The organism is Thiohalorhabdus sp. Cl-TMA (assembly GCF_041821045.1).
Taxonomy (GTDB): domain Bacteria; phylum Pseudomonadota; class Gammaproteobacteria; order Thiohalorhabdales; family Thiohalorhabdaceae; genus Thiohalorhabdus; species Thiohalorhabdus methylotropha.
On the sequence record NZ_JBGUAW010000008.1, the window covers coordinates 189543 to 206566 of the forward strand.

The following is a 17024-nucleotide window of genomic DNA, read 5'->3' on the forward strand; positions in this document are numbered from 1 at the left end:
GGTTGCCGCGTCACCCCTTCCCCCATCCCGAACCGGAGGCGCCCATGCCCCGCCTGCTCCCGGCAACCACCTGTCTGATCCTGGTGACCGCGGCCTTGCTGTCCGGCTCGATAGCCGCTGCGGAACGGACAGGCCTATCCGGGGAAGCCATTTACAAAACCAAATGCCTGCTCTGCCACCCCGACTCGCCCGGCATGGAGGACGGGCCCGGGTACAAGGCGCGTCCCGGGGCGGTACCCTTGTGGACCCTCTACGAGGAGAAAGGGGGCTGGCGGGATTCCCAGATCGGCCTGGGCCGGTGGAGCGATGCGCGCATGGACCAATGGCTCCGCTATCCCAAGGGGATGAAGCCGGGAACCTCCATGATCGAGGTACCGCTGGACCAGGCCGAACGCCGCGCTGTGATCCGGTATATCAAGCAGCTCGGCCGCAAATACGGTGATCAGGAGACGTAAAACCGCTCCAGCAGGGGGCCGAGCTCCTGCACCGGAAGCTGTCCCGGGGCGGTGGCCTCCTCGATGTGGGCGTAACACGCCCAGCTTCCGAAGATCCCGTTCATGACGCGCGAAAGGCTTCCCTGCTCCCCCACCGCCATGGTGATGAGGGAGAAATGCTTGCTCCGCTCCCGGGTCCAGCATGCCAGATCGGCCATCTCCGCCGGCCCATCCACGCGGACCGCCGCCTTGAACCGGTCGGCCCCCTGCGCTTGCGCCTCCAGCGCCAGCACCTCCAGCCAGCCCACGCCGGGGAATTGATCGAAATTATGGTAGGAGGCGATCACCTCCGTCCCATGCGGACGGTGCGCCAGGGTCCATTCCAGCAGCTTCGGGGAATCGCGGAGCTCCACATCCACCCCGACCGGCGTGACGGCCGCCCATACATCCAGAAGCATGGCCTGGCGCTCGCCCATTCCCCACTCCCGCATTCCCCCCTCGCCGGGACTGCGCGGAGTCAGCAGCAACGGACGGTCCCATCCCGCGATTGTCCGACAGAGCGAAACGGCCACCTCGTTTCCGCCTTCCACCGCGTCCAGACGCACCTCCACCAGGTCCGCGGGCCCCACCCGCGCCGCCCCATCCGCAGGCAGCGCGTCCGTGTTCGGGTAAGCCAGTGCGGCGATCAGGTTGGGACGCGGCATCCGTTTCTCCGACATGTTCAATGGGAACAAGCAATTATAAAGGCCGCGCCTTGGGCGCGGCCTTGAAGACAAAAAGCTCCGTAGGCTTATTGGCCCACGGTAACCTTGTCTCGCATGCTTTCCAACGTCTTGGCCCCGATGCCGTCGACCTCCGCCAGCTGGGCGACCGAATCGAAGCCGTCATTATCTTCCCGGAAAGCGATGATGCGTTCGGCGAGCACCTCACCGATCCCGTTCAGAGCGATCAGCTCCTCGGAATTAGCCTGGTTGAGGTTCACGGGCTCAGCCGCGTGGCCCAGAGTGGGCAGGCAGGTGGCTACCGCCAGTACGAGTGCGACCAGATGCTGGCGCATCTTCTTCCCCCTTTTCAATGATTTTTAAGGAAGTTAATTTTTGCCAGACACCTGATATTGCTGTCAATGGTTAACCAAAAAGACAGACTAGGCCCCCTCGAGAACCACCGTGGCCAAGGCATAATCCCTTTCGTCCGAAAGGCTCAGGTGCGTCCGGACGACGCCCAGCTGGCGCCCGTGCTCGGCGGCCGCCCCGTGCAGGAACAGCTCCGGGGGCCGCCCGGGCGCGCGGCAAACCTCCAGATCCAGGAAGCGCACCCCCTGATGGATCCCGGTCCCCAGGGCTTTCGCCGCGGCCTCCTTGGCGGCGAAGCGGGAGGCCAGGTACAGCCCGGGGTCCCGGCGTGCCTCGGCGGCACGGCGCTCTTCCGTCGTCAGGAGGCGCTCCAGAAGGCGTTCCCCGTTGCGCTCCAGAGCGCGTCGGACCCGGTCAACGGCCACCAGGTCATTTCCGAGGCCCACGATCACCCCACCTTTCCCCAGCGCTCAGGAACCACCGGATCCGGCCGCCTCCCGCATCAGCCGCTTCATTTCACGCACCGCCGGTCCCAGCCCGTCGAAAACCGCACGCGCCACGATCGCATGGCCGATATTCAGCTCCCGGACCCCGGACAGCCCAGCCACCGGCTCCACATTGGTATAGTCCAGGCCGTGCCCGGCATGGACGCGCAGACCGAGACCGTGCGCCCGGACCACGGCGGATTCGATGCGCTCGAGCTCCCGCTGACGCTCCTCCCTGGAGGCAGCGTTGGCATAGGTACCGGTATGCAGCTCCACCACCGGCGCCCCGGCCTTGGCCGCGGCCTCCAGCTGCTCGATGTCCGGATCGATGAACAGGGATACCCGAACCCCGGCGGCCGCCAGCCGTTCGCACGCCCACTGGACCGCGCTTACCTCGGAGGCGACATCGAGGCCGCCCTCGGTGGTCAGCTCGGCGCGCCGTTCCGGCACGAGGCAACAGTCCTCGGGACGGACCTGTTCGGCGACCGCCACCATCTCCTCCGTCATGGCCATCTCGAGGTTGAGCTTGGTCTGCACGGTCTCCGCCAGATACCGGATATCCCGGTCCTGGATGTGCCTGCGGTCCTCCCGCAGATGGGCTGTGATGCCGTCCGCGCCCGCCCGCTCCGCTTCAAGAGCGGCCTGGATGGGCTCCGGGTAGCGGGTCAGACGCGCCTGCCGGAGCGTGGCTATGTGGTCGATATTGACGCCGAGCTCGATCATAGTGGCACTTCCATGGACAAACGGTTCCCGTGGCGGGATTCGGTACTGGAACCGGAAAGGGGAAAGGGTAACACAAGGCCGGAATCAGGAAGGGGTCTTCCCACGCCGGAGGGACCGGAGTAGCGCCCGGCTTTCCAGGGGCCGGCTTCCCAGATGGGGCGCCAGAGCCTTCCGCATAAGATCCCGGGCCTGGCGGCGCGCTTCGGGATCGGGGGCCTCCTCCACCCCGGATATAAACCGGACGGAATGGCCGGAGAAGGGAGCGGCGCCGTGGCTGCACGTTTCGCACAGGAGCCCCTGCTCGGCCTCCCACGCATAGGCGTTATCGCCGCTTACCGCTACTCCACACCCGGCGCAATGTCCCCAGTCCGGAGCCAGCCCGAGATCCTGTAGCAGGCATCGTTCGAAGGCCCGGAGCGGCTGGTCCCGCTCTCCCGCAGCCAGGGCCGCGAGGGCTGATTCGTAGATTCGAAACATGCGGGGATACGGATCGAATCGGGGGCAAAGGCGGACCAGGAGCTCATTCAGATAGAAGCCCAGGTAGAGCGCCTCTCCACCGAGGACCAGGGCCCGCCCGGCCGGCTCCACGTTCCCCAGGCTGCGCAGCTCCGAGCGGCCCGCCCAGGAGGCCCGAAGCGGTCTGAAGGGCTCCAGGACCGTGCCCCCCTTACGCGGCTTGCGGCCGCCGCGGGCCACCACTCCCACCCGGCCGTCCCGTTCCGCGAAGAGCTCCACCAGCAAGCTCGTCTCCCGGTAGGGCCTGCGGTGAAGAATGTACGCATTCTGGGGCTCGGTAGCGGTCAAGGTTCGCGCCTCGCGACTGCGGGCGGAGACTCAATCCTCGTAGCCCAGCTCCCGCAGGGCCCGGTCGTCGCCGGTCCACCCCTCCCGGACCCGGACGAACAGCTCCAGATGGACCCGAGCCTCGAGGAGATGCTCTATGGCCTGCCGGGCCTGGGTTCCGATGGCCTTGATTCGGCGTCCCTCGCGGCCGAGCACGATGGCCTTCTGTCCTTCCCGCTCCACCAGGACGGTGGCGTTGATGCGCGCCAAGCCTTCCTCTTCCTGGAACTGTTCCACCTGCACCTCCGTGGCGTAGGGAACCTCCTCGCCGAGCTGGTGGAAGACCTGCTCGCGGATAAGCTCCGCGCAGAGGAAACGGAGGCTGCGGTCGGTGATCTGGTCCTCCGGGAACAGGGGCGGGCCCTCGGGCAAATGCCCGGCGATCTCCGCCAGCAGCGGTTCCAGGTTATCCCGACGCTCGGCGGAAAGCGGCACCAGAGCGGCGAAGGCATGGCGGTCCTGCATCTCCTCCAGGAACGGCAGCAGCCGTTCCCGGGGAGAGACCCGATCCGACTTGTTGATGACGGCAATGACGGGGGTGCCCACCTCGCTCAGCCGGTCCAGGATGGCGGCATCCCCATCCGTCCAGCTCAAGGCCTCCACCACGAAGACCACCGCATCCACACCGTCCAGGGCGCTGATGGCGGCCTGGACCATGTACTGGTTGATCTTCTTCTTGGATTGGTGAATCCCCGGGGTATCCACGAAGACCATCTGGGCGTCCTCGGCGGTGTGCACCCCCAGGAGCCGGTGGCGCGTGGTCTGGGGACGCCGCGAGACGATGGAGATCTTCTCGCCCAGGATGGCGTTCATGAGCGTGGATTTTCCCACGTTCGGCCGACCCACCAGCGCCACCATACCGCTACGGAAGCCCGACCCCTCACTCATATTCCACGCCCATGAAATCCAGCATGCGCTGAGCCGCCTCCTGTTCCGCGCGGCGTTTGCTGCTGCCTTCGCCACGCACGGGCTCGTGCCCGATTACCGTACATTCGATGTAGAAAAGCCGTTGATGCTCGGCGCCCACCGTCTCCACCAGCTGATATTCGGGGAGGGGCTGCCCCTGACTCTGGAGATGTTCCTGGAGGCGGGTTTTGGGGTCCTTGTTCACCGAGCGCGGATCAAGGTTCGTTACCCGGGATTCCCAGAGCCGGTACACCATGCTCTGCATGGCCTCCACCCCGCCATCCAGCAGCACGGCGCCCACCAGGGCCTCCACGGAATCGGCGAGGATGGATTCGCGCCGATGGCCGCCCGCCTTGCGCTCTCCGGGTCCGAGATACACCAGCCTGCCGAGCTCCAGCTCCTCGGCGATCTCGGCCAGCGCTTCGGTACAGACCAGCCGCGCCCGGAGCCGGGACAGCACGCCCTCGCGCTCCTTCGGGAAGCGCTCATAGAGCCACCGGGCCACGGTAAAGTTCAACGCGGCATCCCCCAGAAACTCCTGCCGTTCGTTGTTCTGGGTGCCGGCCGACCGATGGGTCAAAGCCCGGCGCAGCAGATCGGTTTCCCGGAAGGAATAGCCGATTCGCGCCTGCAGACTCGCCTCATCCACCCTCAGTTGCCTCCGGTTTAAAAGTGAACACCAGTTCCACGCCGCGGGCGAGGGGCACCCTTGCCCGGTATTCGGCCCAGACACGGTAACGATCCCCGGACGCCACCTTCTTCACCTGGATCTCCTTCGCATCCAGGCGCTGCAGGTCCTGGAAGCGCAGCTCCTTGAGGACCTCCTGCCGCAGCTCCTGCGGGGTACCGTAGAGCGATCCCTTCTGGATCTGCTCCTGGAAAACCGTCTGGATGTTCCAGTATTCGTAATAAAGGGGAACGATCCGGGCGCCGAGCCAGAACAGAATCCCGATCAGCGCCAGCCAGAACAGAATCCCCCACAGCCCCAGGCCACGCTGCGAATGCCGATCCGCCCCCATTTCCCCCCCTCATTCGGTCTCGATCGGACTTCGGGCGCCCCTCCGGCTCAATTGACCCAGTTGCCCAGGCGGCTCCAGCGCGGTGCGCTGTCTCCGCTGTCCCAGGACCACCAGATCATGAAGGCCTCGCCCAGAATGTTCTGAGCCGGGACGGTCCCCCAGTAGCGGCTGTCATTGCTGTTGTCGCGGTTGTCCCCCATGACGAAATACCTTCCCTCGGGAACCCGGATGGGGTCGGTAATAGTCCGGCCGCTCCGCTTCTCGGTATAGAGGACATGATACAGGTGATGCTCGGTGCGCTCCTGATACCGGTTGGCGTGCACCAAGCCCCCCCGCGGCCCCTGGTACACGAACTGACCATCATAGGAATGCGGCACCGGCTTCCCGTTCACCATCAGGGTATGGTCTCGGAAGGCGACGCGGTCCCCCGGAACCGCAACGATGCGCTTGATGTAATCCACGCTCTCGTCCTCGGGGTACTGGAATACGATCACGTCACCGCGCTGGGGCGGATCGCCGTCGGTGAGCTTCCAGCCCAGCAGCGGCACCCGCAGGCCGTACTCGAACTTGTTCACCAGGATGAAATCGCCGATCCGCAGGGTCGGGAGCATGGAGCCGGACGGGATCTTGAAGGGCTCCACCACGAAAGACCGGATCAGGAGCACCACCAGGATCACCGGAAACAGGGAGCGGGCGTACTCCACCACCACCGGCCGCTCCGGGCCGGCGCGGCCCCGGACCCGTTGATAGAGCCATCCAGCCAGCCAAACCGCCCCGGTGGCCGCCAGGAGGACCACAAGCAGTAAGGTGAAATTCATTCTTCATCCACCGAAAGGGCTGCCAGGAACGCCTCCTGCGGGATGGTCACCGAGCCCACCTGCTTCATGCGCTTCTTGCCTTCCTTCTGTTTCTCGATGAGCTTGCGCTTCCGGGTGACGTCGCCGCCATAGCACTTGGCCGTAACGTTCTTGCGCATGGCCTTCACGGTCTCGCGGGCGATGATCCTGGAGCCCAGTGACGCCTGGATGGCGATGTCGAACATCTGGCGGGGAATCATCTCCTTGAGCTTCTTGGCCAGCTCCCGGCCCCGGTAGTAGGCATGGTCGCGATGCACGATCAGCGAGAGGGCATCCACGCGATCCTCGTTCACCAGGATGTCCAGGCGCACCAGATCCGAGGCCTGATAGCCATTGAGCTCGTAGTCGATGGACGCGTAGCCGGAGGTCATCGACTTGAGCCGCTCGAAGAAGTCGGTGACCACCTCGTTCATGGGCAGCTCGTAGGTGACCATTACCTGCCCGGCGTTGGTGTAGTGCAGGTTCTTCTGTCGTCCGCGCTTCTCCTCGGCCAGACGGATCACCTCGCCCACCAGCTCCTGGGGAACCAGGATGTTGGCGAGCATGAAGGGCTCCTCGATGGACTCGATGGCTCCCGCCTCCGGCAGCTCCGCCGGGTTCTCCACCCGCAGGGTCTCGCCCTCGTGGGTATGGACCATATAGACCACGGTGGGGGCGGTGGTGATGAGATCCAGGTCATATTCGCGCTCCAGGCGCTCCTGGATGATCTCCATGTGCAGCTTGCCGAGGAACCCGCAGCGGAACCCGAAGCCCAGGGCATGGGAGGTCTCCGGCTCATACTGCAGGCTCGAATCGTTGAGCCGCAGCTTCCCGAGGGCGTCCCGCAGCTCCTCGTACTGATCCGACTCGGTTGGATAGAGACCGGCGAAGACCTGCGGCTTGACCTCCTTGAACCCGGGCAGCGGCTCGGGCGCCGGGTGGTCCGCGTCGGTGATGGTATCGCCTACCTTGGCCCCGTCCACGTCCTTGATGCCGGCAATGACGAAGCCCACCTCGCCGGCGTTCAGGCCGTCCACCTCAAGGGGCTTGGGGGTCATGACGCCCACGGTGCCCACCGTGAAGCTCCGGCCGGTGGCCATCATCTGGATGCGCTGCCCCTTGCGCAGCGAACCGTCGATGACCCGCACCAGCGCCACGGCGCCCTGGTATTTGTCGTACCAGGAATCCACCACCAGCGCCTTGGTGGGATTCTCCGGCGCCCCTTCCGGCGGGGGCACATCCCGCACCAGGCGCTCGAGGATCTCGTGGATGCCGACACCCTCCTTGGCGCTGGCCTCCACGGCATCCTCCGCCTCGATGCCGATCACTTCCTCGATCTCCCCCTTCACCCGGGCAGGCTCGGCACTGGGCAGGTCGATCTTGTTGAGGACGGGGATCACCTCCAGGTCGTATTCCACCGCCTGGTAGGTGTTGGCCACGCTCTGGGCCTCCACCCCTTGGGAGGCATCCACCACCAGCAGGGCGCCCTCGCACGCCACCAAGGACCGTGAAACCTCGTAGGAGAAGTCCACGTGGCCCGGGGTGTCGATCAGGTTGAGGGTATAGGTTTCCCCGTCGTCGGCGGTATAGAGCAGCCGGACGCTCTGCGCCTTGATGGTGATCCCGCGCTCCCGCTCCAGGTCCATGCCGTCCAGGACCTGGTCGGCCATCTCCCGGTCGGCGAGACCGCCGCAGGCCTGGATGAAGCGATCCGCCAGCGTCGACTTGCCGTGGTCGATGTGGGCGATGATGGAAAAATTCCGGATATTCTCGAGCTTCAACGGTCCTCCGCCTGATTCCTGGTCAACAATTTGGCTGGTACTCGCGGGATCCCACCCGGCCGTCGCCGGGCCAGAACACTACAAGGATCGGCACCGGCCGGGCCGGCACCGATCCTTTGTCGGCCTGTCCCGTTCAGGGACTCAGGGAACCTGAATGGGCAGGAACAGGGCCCCTTGCCCGCGCCGCACCAGCATGGGAACCGCCCGCCCGGAAGGCAGCTCCGAAGCTATCCCGGACATGCTGGCCGGGCCTTTGACCGGCTCGTTCCCCAGCTTGAGGATGATATCCCCGCTCCGCACCCCCGCGGAACGGGCCGGATCGCCGGTCACTTCGGCGACCTGGACGCCCTGGCCTTCCGGGAGTCCGAGCTCCTCCCGGGCCTCGGGAGGAACCGGTCGGACGCGCATACCCAGCACCTCCTGGGGCTGCCCTTCACGAGCCCGCTGGGCCTTTTCCTGGGAGCCCACGGTGACCTGGATCTTCTGCTGCTCTCCGCCGCGCATCACGGTCAGGGTTACCTCGGTGCCGGGCTTGAGGCGGCCGATCTTGGGCGGCAAATCCCCGGAGGTCCGTATCTCCTCGCCGTTCACCGCCACAACGACGTCGCCGGACTGCAGGCCGGCCCCGGCGGCGGGGCTACCCTCCACCACGCGGGCCACCAGCGCGCCCACCGGCTTCTTCATGCCGAAGGACTCGGCCAGCTCCGGGGAGACATCCTGTATATAGACGCCGAGCCAGCCCCGCCGGACCTTGCCGTACTCCTTGAGCTGCTGCACGGCATCCATGGCGATGTCGATGGGTATGGCGAAGGACAGGCCCATGAAGCCGCCGGACTGGGAGTAGATCTGGGCATTGATGCCCACAACCTTGCCGGCCATGCTGAACAGCGGCCCTCCCGAGTTGCCCGGGTTCACGGCCACGTCAGTCTGGATGAAATTGACGTAGTTGTCCGTCGGAAGGCTGCGCCCCTTGGCGCTGACGATACCCGCGGTCACGCTGTTCTCGAAACCGAACGGCGAGCCGATGGCCACCACCCATTCGCCAACCTCCAGATCGTCAGGATCCCCGGCCTTGACCGTGGGCAGATCCTGGGCATCCACCTTCAAGAGCGCCACGTCGAGGGCCTCGTCCCTCCCCACCACCTCGGCCTCGAACTGCTGCCGGTTGGTGAGCTGGACCACGATCTCGGTAGCGTCCTTGATCACGTGGGCATTGGTGACGACGTAGCCGTCGGAGGAAATGATGAAACCGGACCCCAGGGAGTGGGTTTCAAACTCCCGCTGCGGCGTTTCGCCGAAGAAGCGCCGGAAGAAGTCCTCGAAGGGCGTGCCTTCGAACTGCGGCGGGAGATTGGGCGCACCCTGCGCCTGGACTTTCTGGGTGGTGCTGATGTTCACCACCGCTTCACCGTGCTCCTCGACGATCTGGGTGAAATCCGGAAGCGCTTCATTCTGTGCCGCCACGGGAGCCGGGGCAGCCAGCCCCAAGCACAGAAGGAAAAGCCCCCATACGGCCATTCCTGGCAAGCTTTGGAATCGATTCAACGCCAATCTCCCATTGGTATAGGACGGACTTCCGGATGCCGTCCGCGAGGCTCAGGTGCCTATGGCGGGAGCGGACACCTTCTTCGCTTCCGGGGGTCGATTCGCGACGCGCCGCAGGACCCGGGGACGGTAGCGGGGGTCATCGGCGAACCGGCGCCCGAAGCCCCGCTGCCACAGGAAGCCGCCGCCCAGGCCGGCGAGACCTGCCAGCAAGGTCAGCACGTCCGCCGCTTCCCGCAGGGCGAGCTGGGCGAGCAGCCATTCCGTCATCCCGGCCGCAGCGAACAGGCCCACCAAGGGGACCAGATAGAGGGCGACAGAGGCCCGGAGATACCCGCCCTGGGGCAATCCGACCAGCACCCGGTCGCCCGGCTGCAGGGCCAGATCGGTCGGCACCCGCAGCCGGCTGGCGGTACCGACCCGGGTACCCAGGATGGTCCGACCGGCGCTGCCCCCGCAGCCCCCCGCGGTATGACACTTGCCGCACCCCTCGCCGTCACCGGAAGCCTCCACCTCCACCAGCCCGCCTTCCACGGACACCACGGTGGCCTCGGCCTCGACCATTATTCGGCCCCCTTGCGCGAGGGGGCGGCGAGGCTTGCGGCGATCCGGCGGATCGCCGGCCCGGGCAGCTCGCCCAGCAAGGTGATCCGGTATCGGCCCTGGTGCACGGAGCAGGCATGCAGGGCACCCCGCTGCAGGATGTCCCCCGCCTTGCCGGACAGATCGACATTGCCCTTCACCTTTTCCAGAAACACGGAAAGCGTGGCGAGGCCGTCAGTGAAGAACAGATGCGTACCGCCCGCCTCACCGGGAACGCCGAAACGGGCGTCCAGGCGGAAGCCGGGAGGCAGTTTCATCCGCGAAAGCACCTCCGGATGATTCCCCTCCTCGAGCGCCCGGCGCTCCAGGTGGCGCGCCGCCTCGGGCACCTTCATGCGGAGGTCTTCCTCATCCAAAGAACTGTTGGGCGAGACCACCGCGAACATGAAAGTCTCCATCACCCGGCCGTCCTCGGAGAGGATCTCGGTCTGCAGCGGCAGATTATTGGAAACATCCCGCCACACCCGGTAGGTGAAGCGGTGGTCGTCCTGAGCACGGAACTCCACCGCGCGGGCCTGGCGCCCGGCCACACGGCCGGTGGGCCCGGTGGTCAGGCTGTAGTACTTACGGACCCGATCGAGATCCTTCTCCGCCAGCTTGAAGATAGCCGTACCGCTTCGCCGGGGCCCGGAGATGACCTGACCGATATCCGGATGGTACCGCTTTATCTGGTCATCCTCGCGGACCAGCTCCCGGGCCGGGCCGGTCAGCATCACCAGGCGCTCCCGGAAGCTTCCGTCCGGACCCCCACGGTGGAAGAGCCGCATGGACTCCACGCCCACGGGCACCCCGTGGACGAGCACGCCCTGGTAGCTCATCTCCCGGGCGGCCTGGATCATGCGCTTCACTTCGGCCTCGACCTGGCCCTGCTTCGCCTCCGCGATGGAGACCTGAACGGCGGCAAGCAGGACGGCGAAGATGGGAAATAAACGCACCGGAGCCATCAGCGCTCGTTGACCTCGAGCCTTGTCCGCTGGAACTCGGCCTCGGGGCCGCTGGGTACCAGACTGGAGTGCTCGGGGAGATAGCGCCGGATGGTGGCCATGTTGTTCTCGGCCCCGGCCCCCGTTTTCATCACAGGGCTTTCAGGGTTTTCCGAGCCGGATTCAGAGGATTGGGCGATGGTCGGGGAGGGCGAGGAACCGGAACCTGGGGCGGGGCTGAAGGCGGTTTGGGACCAGAACAGTGTACCTGCTACCGCTATGCCGGCCACGCCGGCGGCCGTGGCCAGCCAGCCCCACTGCGAGGACGGGAAGGAGCCCCGGCTGGAGGAGGGCCGGGTGGGTCCGCCTCCGGGTAAGCTTTCCGGACCGGTCCCGGGCCTCTCCTCCGCTATGGCCGCAGCCACACGCTCGCAGAACCCCTCCGGGACAACCACATCGCCTTCCCCGCGCACCAGGGTCCGGGTCGTATGGAATCGTTCGAATAGGCGGCAGCAATCCCGGCATTCGTTCAGATGTCGAAGGACCGCGTCGCTTTCGCTCTCGCTCAGTTCGCCGTCCACTAGCGCGGAAACGGCTTCGAAGTCACAGGACCCCATCGGCTATTGCTCCTCCTTTTCCTGAGAAAGGGCTTCAAGGGCGTTATTGACGGCCTCACGCGCCCTGAAAATACGGGACCGGACTGTCCCGATGGGACAGTCCATGACTTTGGCGATTTCCTCGTAGGTCAGACCGTCAATCTCGCGTAGCGTAAGCGCCGTGCGCAGGTCGGAGGGAAGCTCCTCGATCACCTGCAGGACCTTCTCGCTCATTTCCTTGGACAGCGTGACATCCTCGGGAGTGCCAACCTCGCGCATCACATCGGCTCCGCTCATTTGCTCCGCGTCGCTGGCATCGATGTCGGCGTCGGGAGGCCGGCGTCCCTTGGCCACGAGATAATTCTTGGCGGTATTCACGGCGATCCGGTAGAGCCAGGTATAAAAGGCACTGTCTCCCCGAAACCGGTCGAGGGAGCGATAGGCCTTGATAAAGCTCTCCTGAACGACATCTTCCACCGCAGCAGGGTCGGAGATGAACCGGCTCACCAAGCCATAAACTTTATGCTGGTATTTGCGGACCAGAAGGTCGAATGCTTGCTGCTCACCACTCTTGACCCGCTCAACCAGCTGCTGATCGGTTTGACGATCGCCCATATTCGCTTCGCGCTTCCCGGACTAGGGGACGGAAGCCGGTGGACTGATTGATCAGACACCGGCTGCGTCTGGGAGTTTCCATTAGAACCGGCCGAAACAAGCCGAAAATAACCATATTAGCAGACCAGCCCCCCCTCCCCACTATCTTTGTTGCCCTGAAACTTGGCCTTTTCGGGCTCCTTGGCGTACCTTGAGGGCCATGATTGCGCAGCCCCCAAATAGTGACTACAGCGATACCCTGATCATTGGTGCGGGAATTTCCGGACTCTCTGCGGCGCTGGCCCTGGCCAGCGATCATCAGGTCACTCTCCTCACCAAAGGCCGGGCCGGGGAGTCGGCCACATTGTACGCGCAGGGCGGAATCGCTGCGGTTCTGGACCCCGCGGATTCCTTCGAGGAGCACGTCCACGACACGCTGGAGGCGGGGGCCGGCCTGTGCCATCCGGAAACCGTGGACTTCGTGGTCCGGCACGGCCCGGGGGCCATTCAGCGCCTGATCGCCATGGGCGTACCCTTCACCCGGGAGGCCGGGGAGGAGGGCCCCCTGTCGGGATTCCATCTCACCCGCGAAGGGGGGCACAGCCACCGGCGCATCATCCACGCCGCCGACGCCACCGGCCGGGCCGTGGAGACGACCCTGCTGGAGGCGGCCCGGGCCCACCCCAATATCCGCCTACTGGACCAGCACGTGGCGATTCAGCTGATAACCGCCGCCAAGGTGGCCGGGAAGGCGCCGGAGCGGGATCGCTGCTGGGGGGCCTATGCGCTCCATGCCCCCAGCGGCCAGGTCACCGGATTCGGGGCGCGCACCACCCTACTCGCAACAGGTGGCGCCGGGAAGGTCTATCTCTACACCACGAACCCCGATACGGCCACGGGCGACGGCATCGCCATGGCGTACCGGGCGGGATGCCGGGTGGCCAACATGGAGTTCATCCAGTTCCACCCCACCTGTCTGTACCACCCGGAGGCGAAATCCTTCCTCATCTCGGAGGCGGTGCGCGGCGAGGGCGGCATCCTGCGGCTGGCGAACGGGGACCGGTTCATGCCCCGCCACGACGAGCGGGCGGAGCTTGCCCCCCGGGACATCGTCGCCCGCGCCATCGACTACGAGATGAAGCGCACCGGCGCCGACTGCGTCTACCTGGACATCACCCATCAGCCGCAGGAGTTCCTGGAGCACCATTTTCCCACCATCCGGGCGAAATGCCTGGAGTACGGCATCGACATAGCCACGGAGCCCATTCCGGTGGTGCCCGCCGCCCACTATACCTGCGGCGGCATCGTCACCAACCTGCAGGGGCATACCGACCTGGACGGCCTGTTCGCCGTGGGCGAGACGGCGCACACCGGCCTGCACGGCGCCAATCGCCTGGCCAGTAACTCACTGCTGGAGGGACTGGTTCTCGCAGATTCCGCGCAACAGGCCATGCGCGAGCGCACGGCGCAGGATGCCGGGGAAATGCCCGATATCCCCGGCTGGGATACCAGCCGGGTCACCGAATCCAACGAGCTGGTGGTGGTGGCCCACGACTGGGCGGAGCTGCGGCAGTTCATGTGGGACTACATGGGTATCGTGCGCACGGACAAGCGCCTGGAGCGCGCCAAGCGACGCCTGGACATGCTCCTCGGCGAGGTGGAAGAGTACTACGCCCGCTTCACCGTGACCCAGGATCTCATAGAGCTGCGCCACCTGGCCCTGGTAGCGGACCTCATCATCCGCTCCGCCCGTTCGCGACGCGAGAGCCGGGGGCTGCACTACAACCAGGATTATCCCGGTCCGGAAACGGGCCGCCCGCCCTGGGATACGGTGGTGTACCGCACCCCGGACGGCCACGGTCGCACGGAGGACCTACCCATCGCTGGCGGCAGCCACGGCGGGAAGAGCGAGAAAACGCCAAACCACCAAGATGCCGAGGACGACTGAGGAAGCACCGCACCGGCAGCTTCCCGTTTCGGCCCGGGCTCCGGAATGGTCATAACCCAGGACCCACCGCTCTTCGCCCGTTCAAGCAGGCCACCTCTCCTATGTACCCCGTCCCCTTGGCCCCTTGGCGTTTCCCGGAGTCGTTCAGCTCTCCCGCTTGAGCAGCGCCTTCTTGATCTCGCCGATGGCGGCGGTGGGGTTGAGCCCCTTGGGGCACACTTCGGCGCAGTTCATGATGGTGCGACAGCGGTACAGCTTGAACACGTCGTCCAGCTGATCCAGCCGCTCCCCTTCCGCCGTGTCCCGGCTATCCGCGATGAACCGGTAGGCCTGAAGCAGCGCCGCCGGGCCCAGGAAGCGGTCCGGATTCCACCAGTAGGAAGGGCAGGCGGTGGTGCAGCAGGCGCACAGGATGCATTCGTAGAGGCCGTCCAGCTTGGCCCGCTCCTCGGGACTCTGCAGGCGCTCGTGCTCGGGCTCCGGCGTGTCGTTCCGGAGGTAGGGCTGCACCGAATGGTACTGTGCGTAGAACCGCGACAGATCCACCACCAAGTCGCGTATGACCGGCTGCCCGGGCAGGGGCCTCAGGGCCACTGGCTCGCGGAGCTCCGCCAGCAGGGTGATGCAGGCCAGCCCGTTGCGCCCGTTGATGTTCATGGCATCGGAGCCGCAGATCCCCTCCCGGCACGAGCGCCGGAAGGTCAGGGTGGGATCCTGCTCCTTCAACGCCTCCAGGGCGTCCAGGAGCATGGGCCCGGGCGGATCGAGCTCGTATTCCTGCATGCGCGGCTGGTCGTCGCGCTCGGGATCATACCGGTAGATGTTGAAGCGCATGGCTCCCCCCGTACGGGGCTGGGAAACTGCGGGATGGCGCGGCCGGCGGCGGGCGCTGCCTGTTCGGGCCCGGCCTGCGTCCGCTACTAATATACGCGCTCTTTCGGCGGAAAGGACTCCACCGTAAGCGGCTGCAGCCGCACCGGCTTGTAGGCCAGCCGCCGCCCTTCCAGATAGAACAGGGTGTGCTTGAGCCACTCCCGGTCATCCCGTTCCGGGTGGTCGGAGCGTAGGTGCGCACCCCGGCTCTCGGTGCGGGCATGGGCGGAATAGGCCGTGGCCAGCCCGGCCAGGTACATGTGCTGCAGCTCCAGGGCCTCCACCCGGGCGGTATTGAACACCGACGTCCGGTCCCCGATGTCCATGGCCTCGATACGGGGGCCCAGCGCCTCCAGGCGCTCCAGACCGCTTTCCATTTCCTCCGGCGTCCGGAAGACACCGAACTGCTGCTCCAGCAAGGCCTGCAGCTCGCGGCGCAGGGTCCCGGGGGCTTCCCCCTCCGGGCAGGGCGCGTCCAGCTTCTCCAGACGCATCCGGGCGGACTCCGCCGCGTCCCTCGGCAGCGGCCGATGGTAGCGGTTGCGCGCCAGGAAGTCCTGGATCCGGTTCCCGGCCGCTCGACCGAAGACCAGGATATCCAGCAGCGAGTTCCCGCCCAGGCGGTTGGCGCCGTGTACCGAGACGCAGGCGCATTCGCCAATGGCGTACAGCCCCGGGACGGCCTCGTTGTGGTCCGCGCCGTCCGGGCCGATCACCACCTCGCCGAAGCGGTTGGTGGGGATGCCCCCCATGGTGAAATGGCTGGTCGGGTACACGGGGATCGGCTGATGGACCGGATCGATCTTCGCGAACCGCTTGGCACTCTCCCGGATGCCCGGAAGACGCTGGTTTATGAGCTCCTCGCCGAGGTGATCGAGGCGCAGCAGCACATGTTCGCCCTCGGGGCCGCAGCCGCGCCCTTCCCGCACCTCGGTGACGATGGCCCGGCTCACCACATCGCGGCTGGCCAGATCCTTGGCGTGGGGCGCGTAGCGCTCCATGAAGCGTTCGCCGTGGCTGTTAACGAGGTATCCGCCCTCGCCGCGCACCCCCTCGGTGATCAGCATGCCCGCCCCGGCGATGCCGGTGGGGTGGAACTGGAAGAACTCCATGTCCTCCACCGGCAAGCCGGCACGCAGCACGAGGCCGAGGCCATCCCCGGTGTTGATCTCGGCGTTCGTGCTGGTTCGGAAGATCCTCCCTGCCCCGCCGGTGGCGATCAGGGTGGCCTTGGCCTGTATGACCACCAGGTTGCCGGTGGCGATCTCCATGGCCACGGCACCCAGCACGCAGCCGGAATCGTCGCGGATCAGGTCGAGCGCCAAATACTCGTCGAAGAAGTAGGTCCCGGCCAGGATGTTCTGCTGATACAGGGTATGCAGGATGGCGTGGCCAGTCCGATCGGCCGCGGCGCAGGTGCGCGCCGCCTGGTCGCCGCCGAAATCCCGGCTCTGGCCGCCGAAGGGGCGCTGGTAGATAAAGCCCTGGTCCGTCCGGGAGAAAGGCACGCCCTCGTGCTCCAGCTCCACCACCAGTCGCCGGGCGGCCCGGCACATGTACTCCACCGCGTCCTGATCCGCCAGATAATCACTGCCCTTGACGGTGTCGTACATATGCCAGATCCAGCGGTCTTCCCGCACATTGCCCAGGGCCGCGTTCATGCCGCCCTGGGCGGCCACGGTGTGGGACCGGGTGGGGAACACCTTGGAAAGGACGGCGGTGGAGGCCTCGGCCCGGGAGAGCTGCAGGGCGGCCCGAAGCCCCGCCCCTCCGGCGCCGATGACCAGGGTGTCGAACTGCCGCACGGGGATGTTTCCCTTCACTGCCCGATCTGCCATGTCC

General features: G+C 66.1%; 19 protein-coding genes and 1 pseudogene. 2 read left to right on the top strand and 18 right to left on the bottom strand.

Translation table 11 applies throughout. The annotated features are described in order from the left end of the window. Positions 1–44 precede the first annotated feature (44 nt). Positions 45–455, top strand: coding sequence for a c-type cytochrome (locus ACERLL_RS12880; protein ID WP_373656498.1), 411 nt, complete (start codon positions 45–47; stop codon positions 453–455). On the opposite strand, the gene ACERLL_RS12885 is transcribed toward ACERLL_RS12880, so the two are convergent. From ACERLL_RS12885 to rpoE, 16 genes and pseudogenes are all read right to left on the bottom strand, one after another. Next, a complete protein-coding gene (locus tag ACERLL_RS12885) occupies positions 443–1138 on the bottom strand; it encodes a type I 3-dehydroquinate dehydratase (protein ID WP_373656499.1) in 696 nt (231 codons plus the stop codon). The genes ACERLL_RS12880 and ACERLL_RS12885 overlap by 13 nt on opposite strands. An 86-nt stretch (positions 1139–1224) precedes the next feature. Then, the gene (locus ACERLL_RS12890; RefSeq protein WP_373656500.1) at positions 1225–1491 is read right to left on the bottom strand and encodes a ComEA family DNA-binding protein; all 267 of its coding nucleotides are present in this window, start codon (positions 1489–1491) and stop codon (positions 1225–1227) included. Positions 1492–1578: 87 nt separating this feature from the next. Continuing rightward, complete coding sequence (gene acpS, locus ACERLL_RS12895; protein ID WP_373656501.1) at positions 1579–1959, bottom strand: holo-ACP synthase; 381 nt, start codon at positions 1957–1959, stop codon at positions 1579–1581. Between the two features lie 18 nt (positions 1960–1977). After that, positions 1978–2715: a pyridoxine 5'-phosphate synthase gene (gene pdxJ, locus ACERLL_RS12900; RefSeq protein ID WP_373656502.1), complete on the bottom strand. Its 738-nt coding sequence runs from the start codon at positions 2713–2715 to the stop codon at positions 1978–1980. An 84-nt stretch (positions 2716–2799) separates the two neighbouring features. Continuing rightward, the gene (recO, locus tag ACERLL_RS12905) at positions 2800–3519 is read right to left on the bottom strand and encodes a DNA repair protein RecO (protein WP_373656503.1); all 720 of its coding nucleotides are present in this window, start codon (positions 3517–3519) and stop codon (positions 2800–2802) included. Positions 3520–3549: 30 nt separating this feature from the next. Next, the gene (gene era, locus ACERLL_RS12910) at positions 3550–4446 is read right to left on the bottom strand and encodes a GTPase Era (protein ID WP_373656504.1); all 897 of its coding nucleotides are present in this window, start codon (positions 4444–4446) and stop codon (positions 3550–3552) included. Further along, the gene (gene rnc / locus ACERLL_RS12915) at positions 4439–5113 is read right to left on the bottom strand and encodes a ribonuclease III (protein WP_373656505.1); all 675 of its coding nucleotides are present in this window, start codon (positions 5111–5113) and stop codon (positions 4439–4441) included. The genes era and rnc overlap by 8 nt, the downstream gene beginning before the upstream one ends. Then, positions 5106–5483: a DUF4845 domain-containing protein gene (locus ACERLL_RS12920; protein WP_373656506.1), complete on the bottom strand. Its 378-nt coding sequence runs from the start codon at positions 5481–5483 to the stop codon at positions 5106–5108. Before ACERLL_RS12920 ends, rnc begins: the two co-directional genes overlap by 8 nt. A gap of 47 nt (positions 5484–5530) precedes the next feature. Continuing rightward, positions 5531–6301 (bottom strand): signal peptidase I, encoded by a 771-nt coding sequence (gene lepB / locus ACERLL_RS12925; RefSeq protein WP_373656507.1) that lies wholly within the window; start codon positions 6299–6301, stop codon positions 5531–5533. Then, complete coding sequence (gene lepA / locus ACERLL_RS12930; protein WP_373656508.1) at positions 6298–8100, bottom strand: translation elongation factor 4; 1803 nt, start codon at positions 8098–8100, stop codon at positions 6298–6300. The genes lepB and lepA overlap by 4 nt, the downstream gene beginning before the upstream one ends. A 141-nt stretch (positions 8101–8241) precedes the next feature. Beyond that, positions 8242–9618, bottom strand: a complete 1377-nt coding sequence (locus tag ACERLL_RS12935; protein WP_373656587.1) for a DegQ family serine endoprotease — start codon at positions 9616–9618, stop codon at positions 8242–8244. A gap of 78 nt (positions 9619–9696) precedes the next feature. Beyond that, complete coding sequence (locus ACERLL_RS12940; RefSeq protein ID WP_373656509.1) at positions 9697–10209, bottom strand: SoxR reducing system RseC family protein; 513 nt, start codon at positions 10207–10209, stop codon at positions 9697–9699. Then, positions 10209–11192, bottom strand: a complete 984-nt coding sequence (locus ACERLL_RS12945) for a MucB/RseB C-terminal domain-containing protein (protein ID WP_373656510.1) — start codon at positions 11190–11192, stop codon at positions 10209–10211. Before ACERLL_RS12945 ends, ACERLL_RS12940 begins: the two co-directional genes overlap by 1 nt. After that, positions 11192–11323 (bottom strand): hypothetical protein, encoded by a 132-nt coding sequence (locus tag ACERLL_RS12950; RefSeq protein ID WP_373656591.1) that lies wholly within the window; start codon positions 11321–11323, stop codon positions 11192–11194. Before ACERLL_RS12950 ends, ACERLL_RS12945 begins: the two co-directional genes overlap by 1 nt. A gap of 258 nt (positions 11324–11581) precedes the next feature. After that, positions 11582–11788: pseudogene (locus ACERLL_RS12955) on the bottom strand (sigma-E factor negative regulatory protein); the annotation flags it as partial. 3 nt (positions 11789–11791) lie between these two features. Then, entirely contained in the window at positions 11792–12382 is a 591-nt protein-coding gene (rpoE, locus tag ACERLL_RS12960; protein ID WP_373656511.1) for an RNA polymerase sigma factor RpoE, read from the bottom strand. Between the two features lie 199 nt (positions 12383–12581). On the opposite strand from rpoE, the gene nadB reads away from it, so the two are divergent. After that, the gene (gene nadB, locus ACERLL_RS12965; protein WP_373656512.1) at positions 12582–14309 is read left to right on the top strand and encodes an L-aspartate oxidase; all 1728 of its coding nucleotides are present in this window, start codon (positions 12582–12584) and stop codon (positions 14307–14309) included. A 144-nt stretch (positions 14310–14453) separates the two neighbouring features. On the opposite strand, the gene ACERLL_RS12970 is transcribed toward nadB, so the two are convergent. Together ACERLL_RS12970 and sdhA are read right to left on the bottom strand one after the other, a co-directional pair. Then, positions 14454–15143: a succinate dehydrogenase iron-sulfur subunit gene (locus tag ACERLL_RS12970; RefSeq protein WP_373656513.1), complete on the bottom strand. Its 690-nt coding sequence runs from the start codon at positions 15141–15143 to the stop codon at positions 14454–14456. An 86-nt stretch (positions 15144–15229) separates the two neighbouring features. Continuing rightward, positions 15230–17020, bottom strand: a complete 1791-nt coding sequence (gene sdhA, locus ACERLL_RS12975) for a succinate dehydrogenase flavoprotein subunit (protein ID WP_373656514.1) — start codon at positions 17018–17020, stop codon at positions 15230–15232. Positions 17021–17024 lie beyond the last annotated feature (4 nt).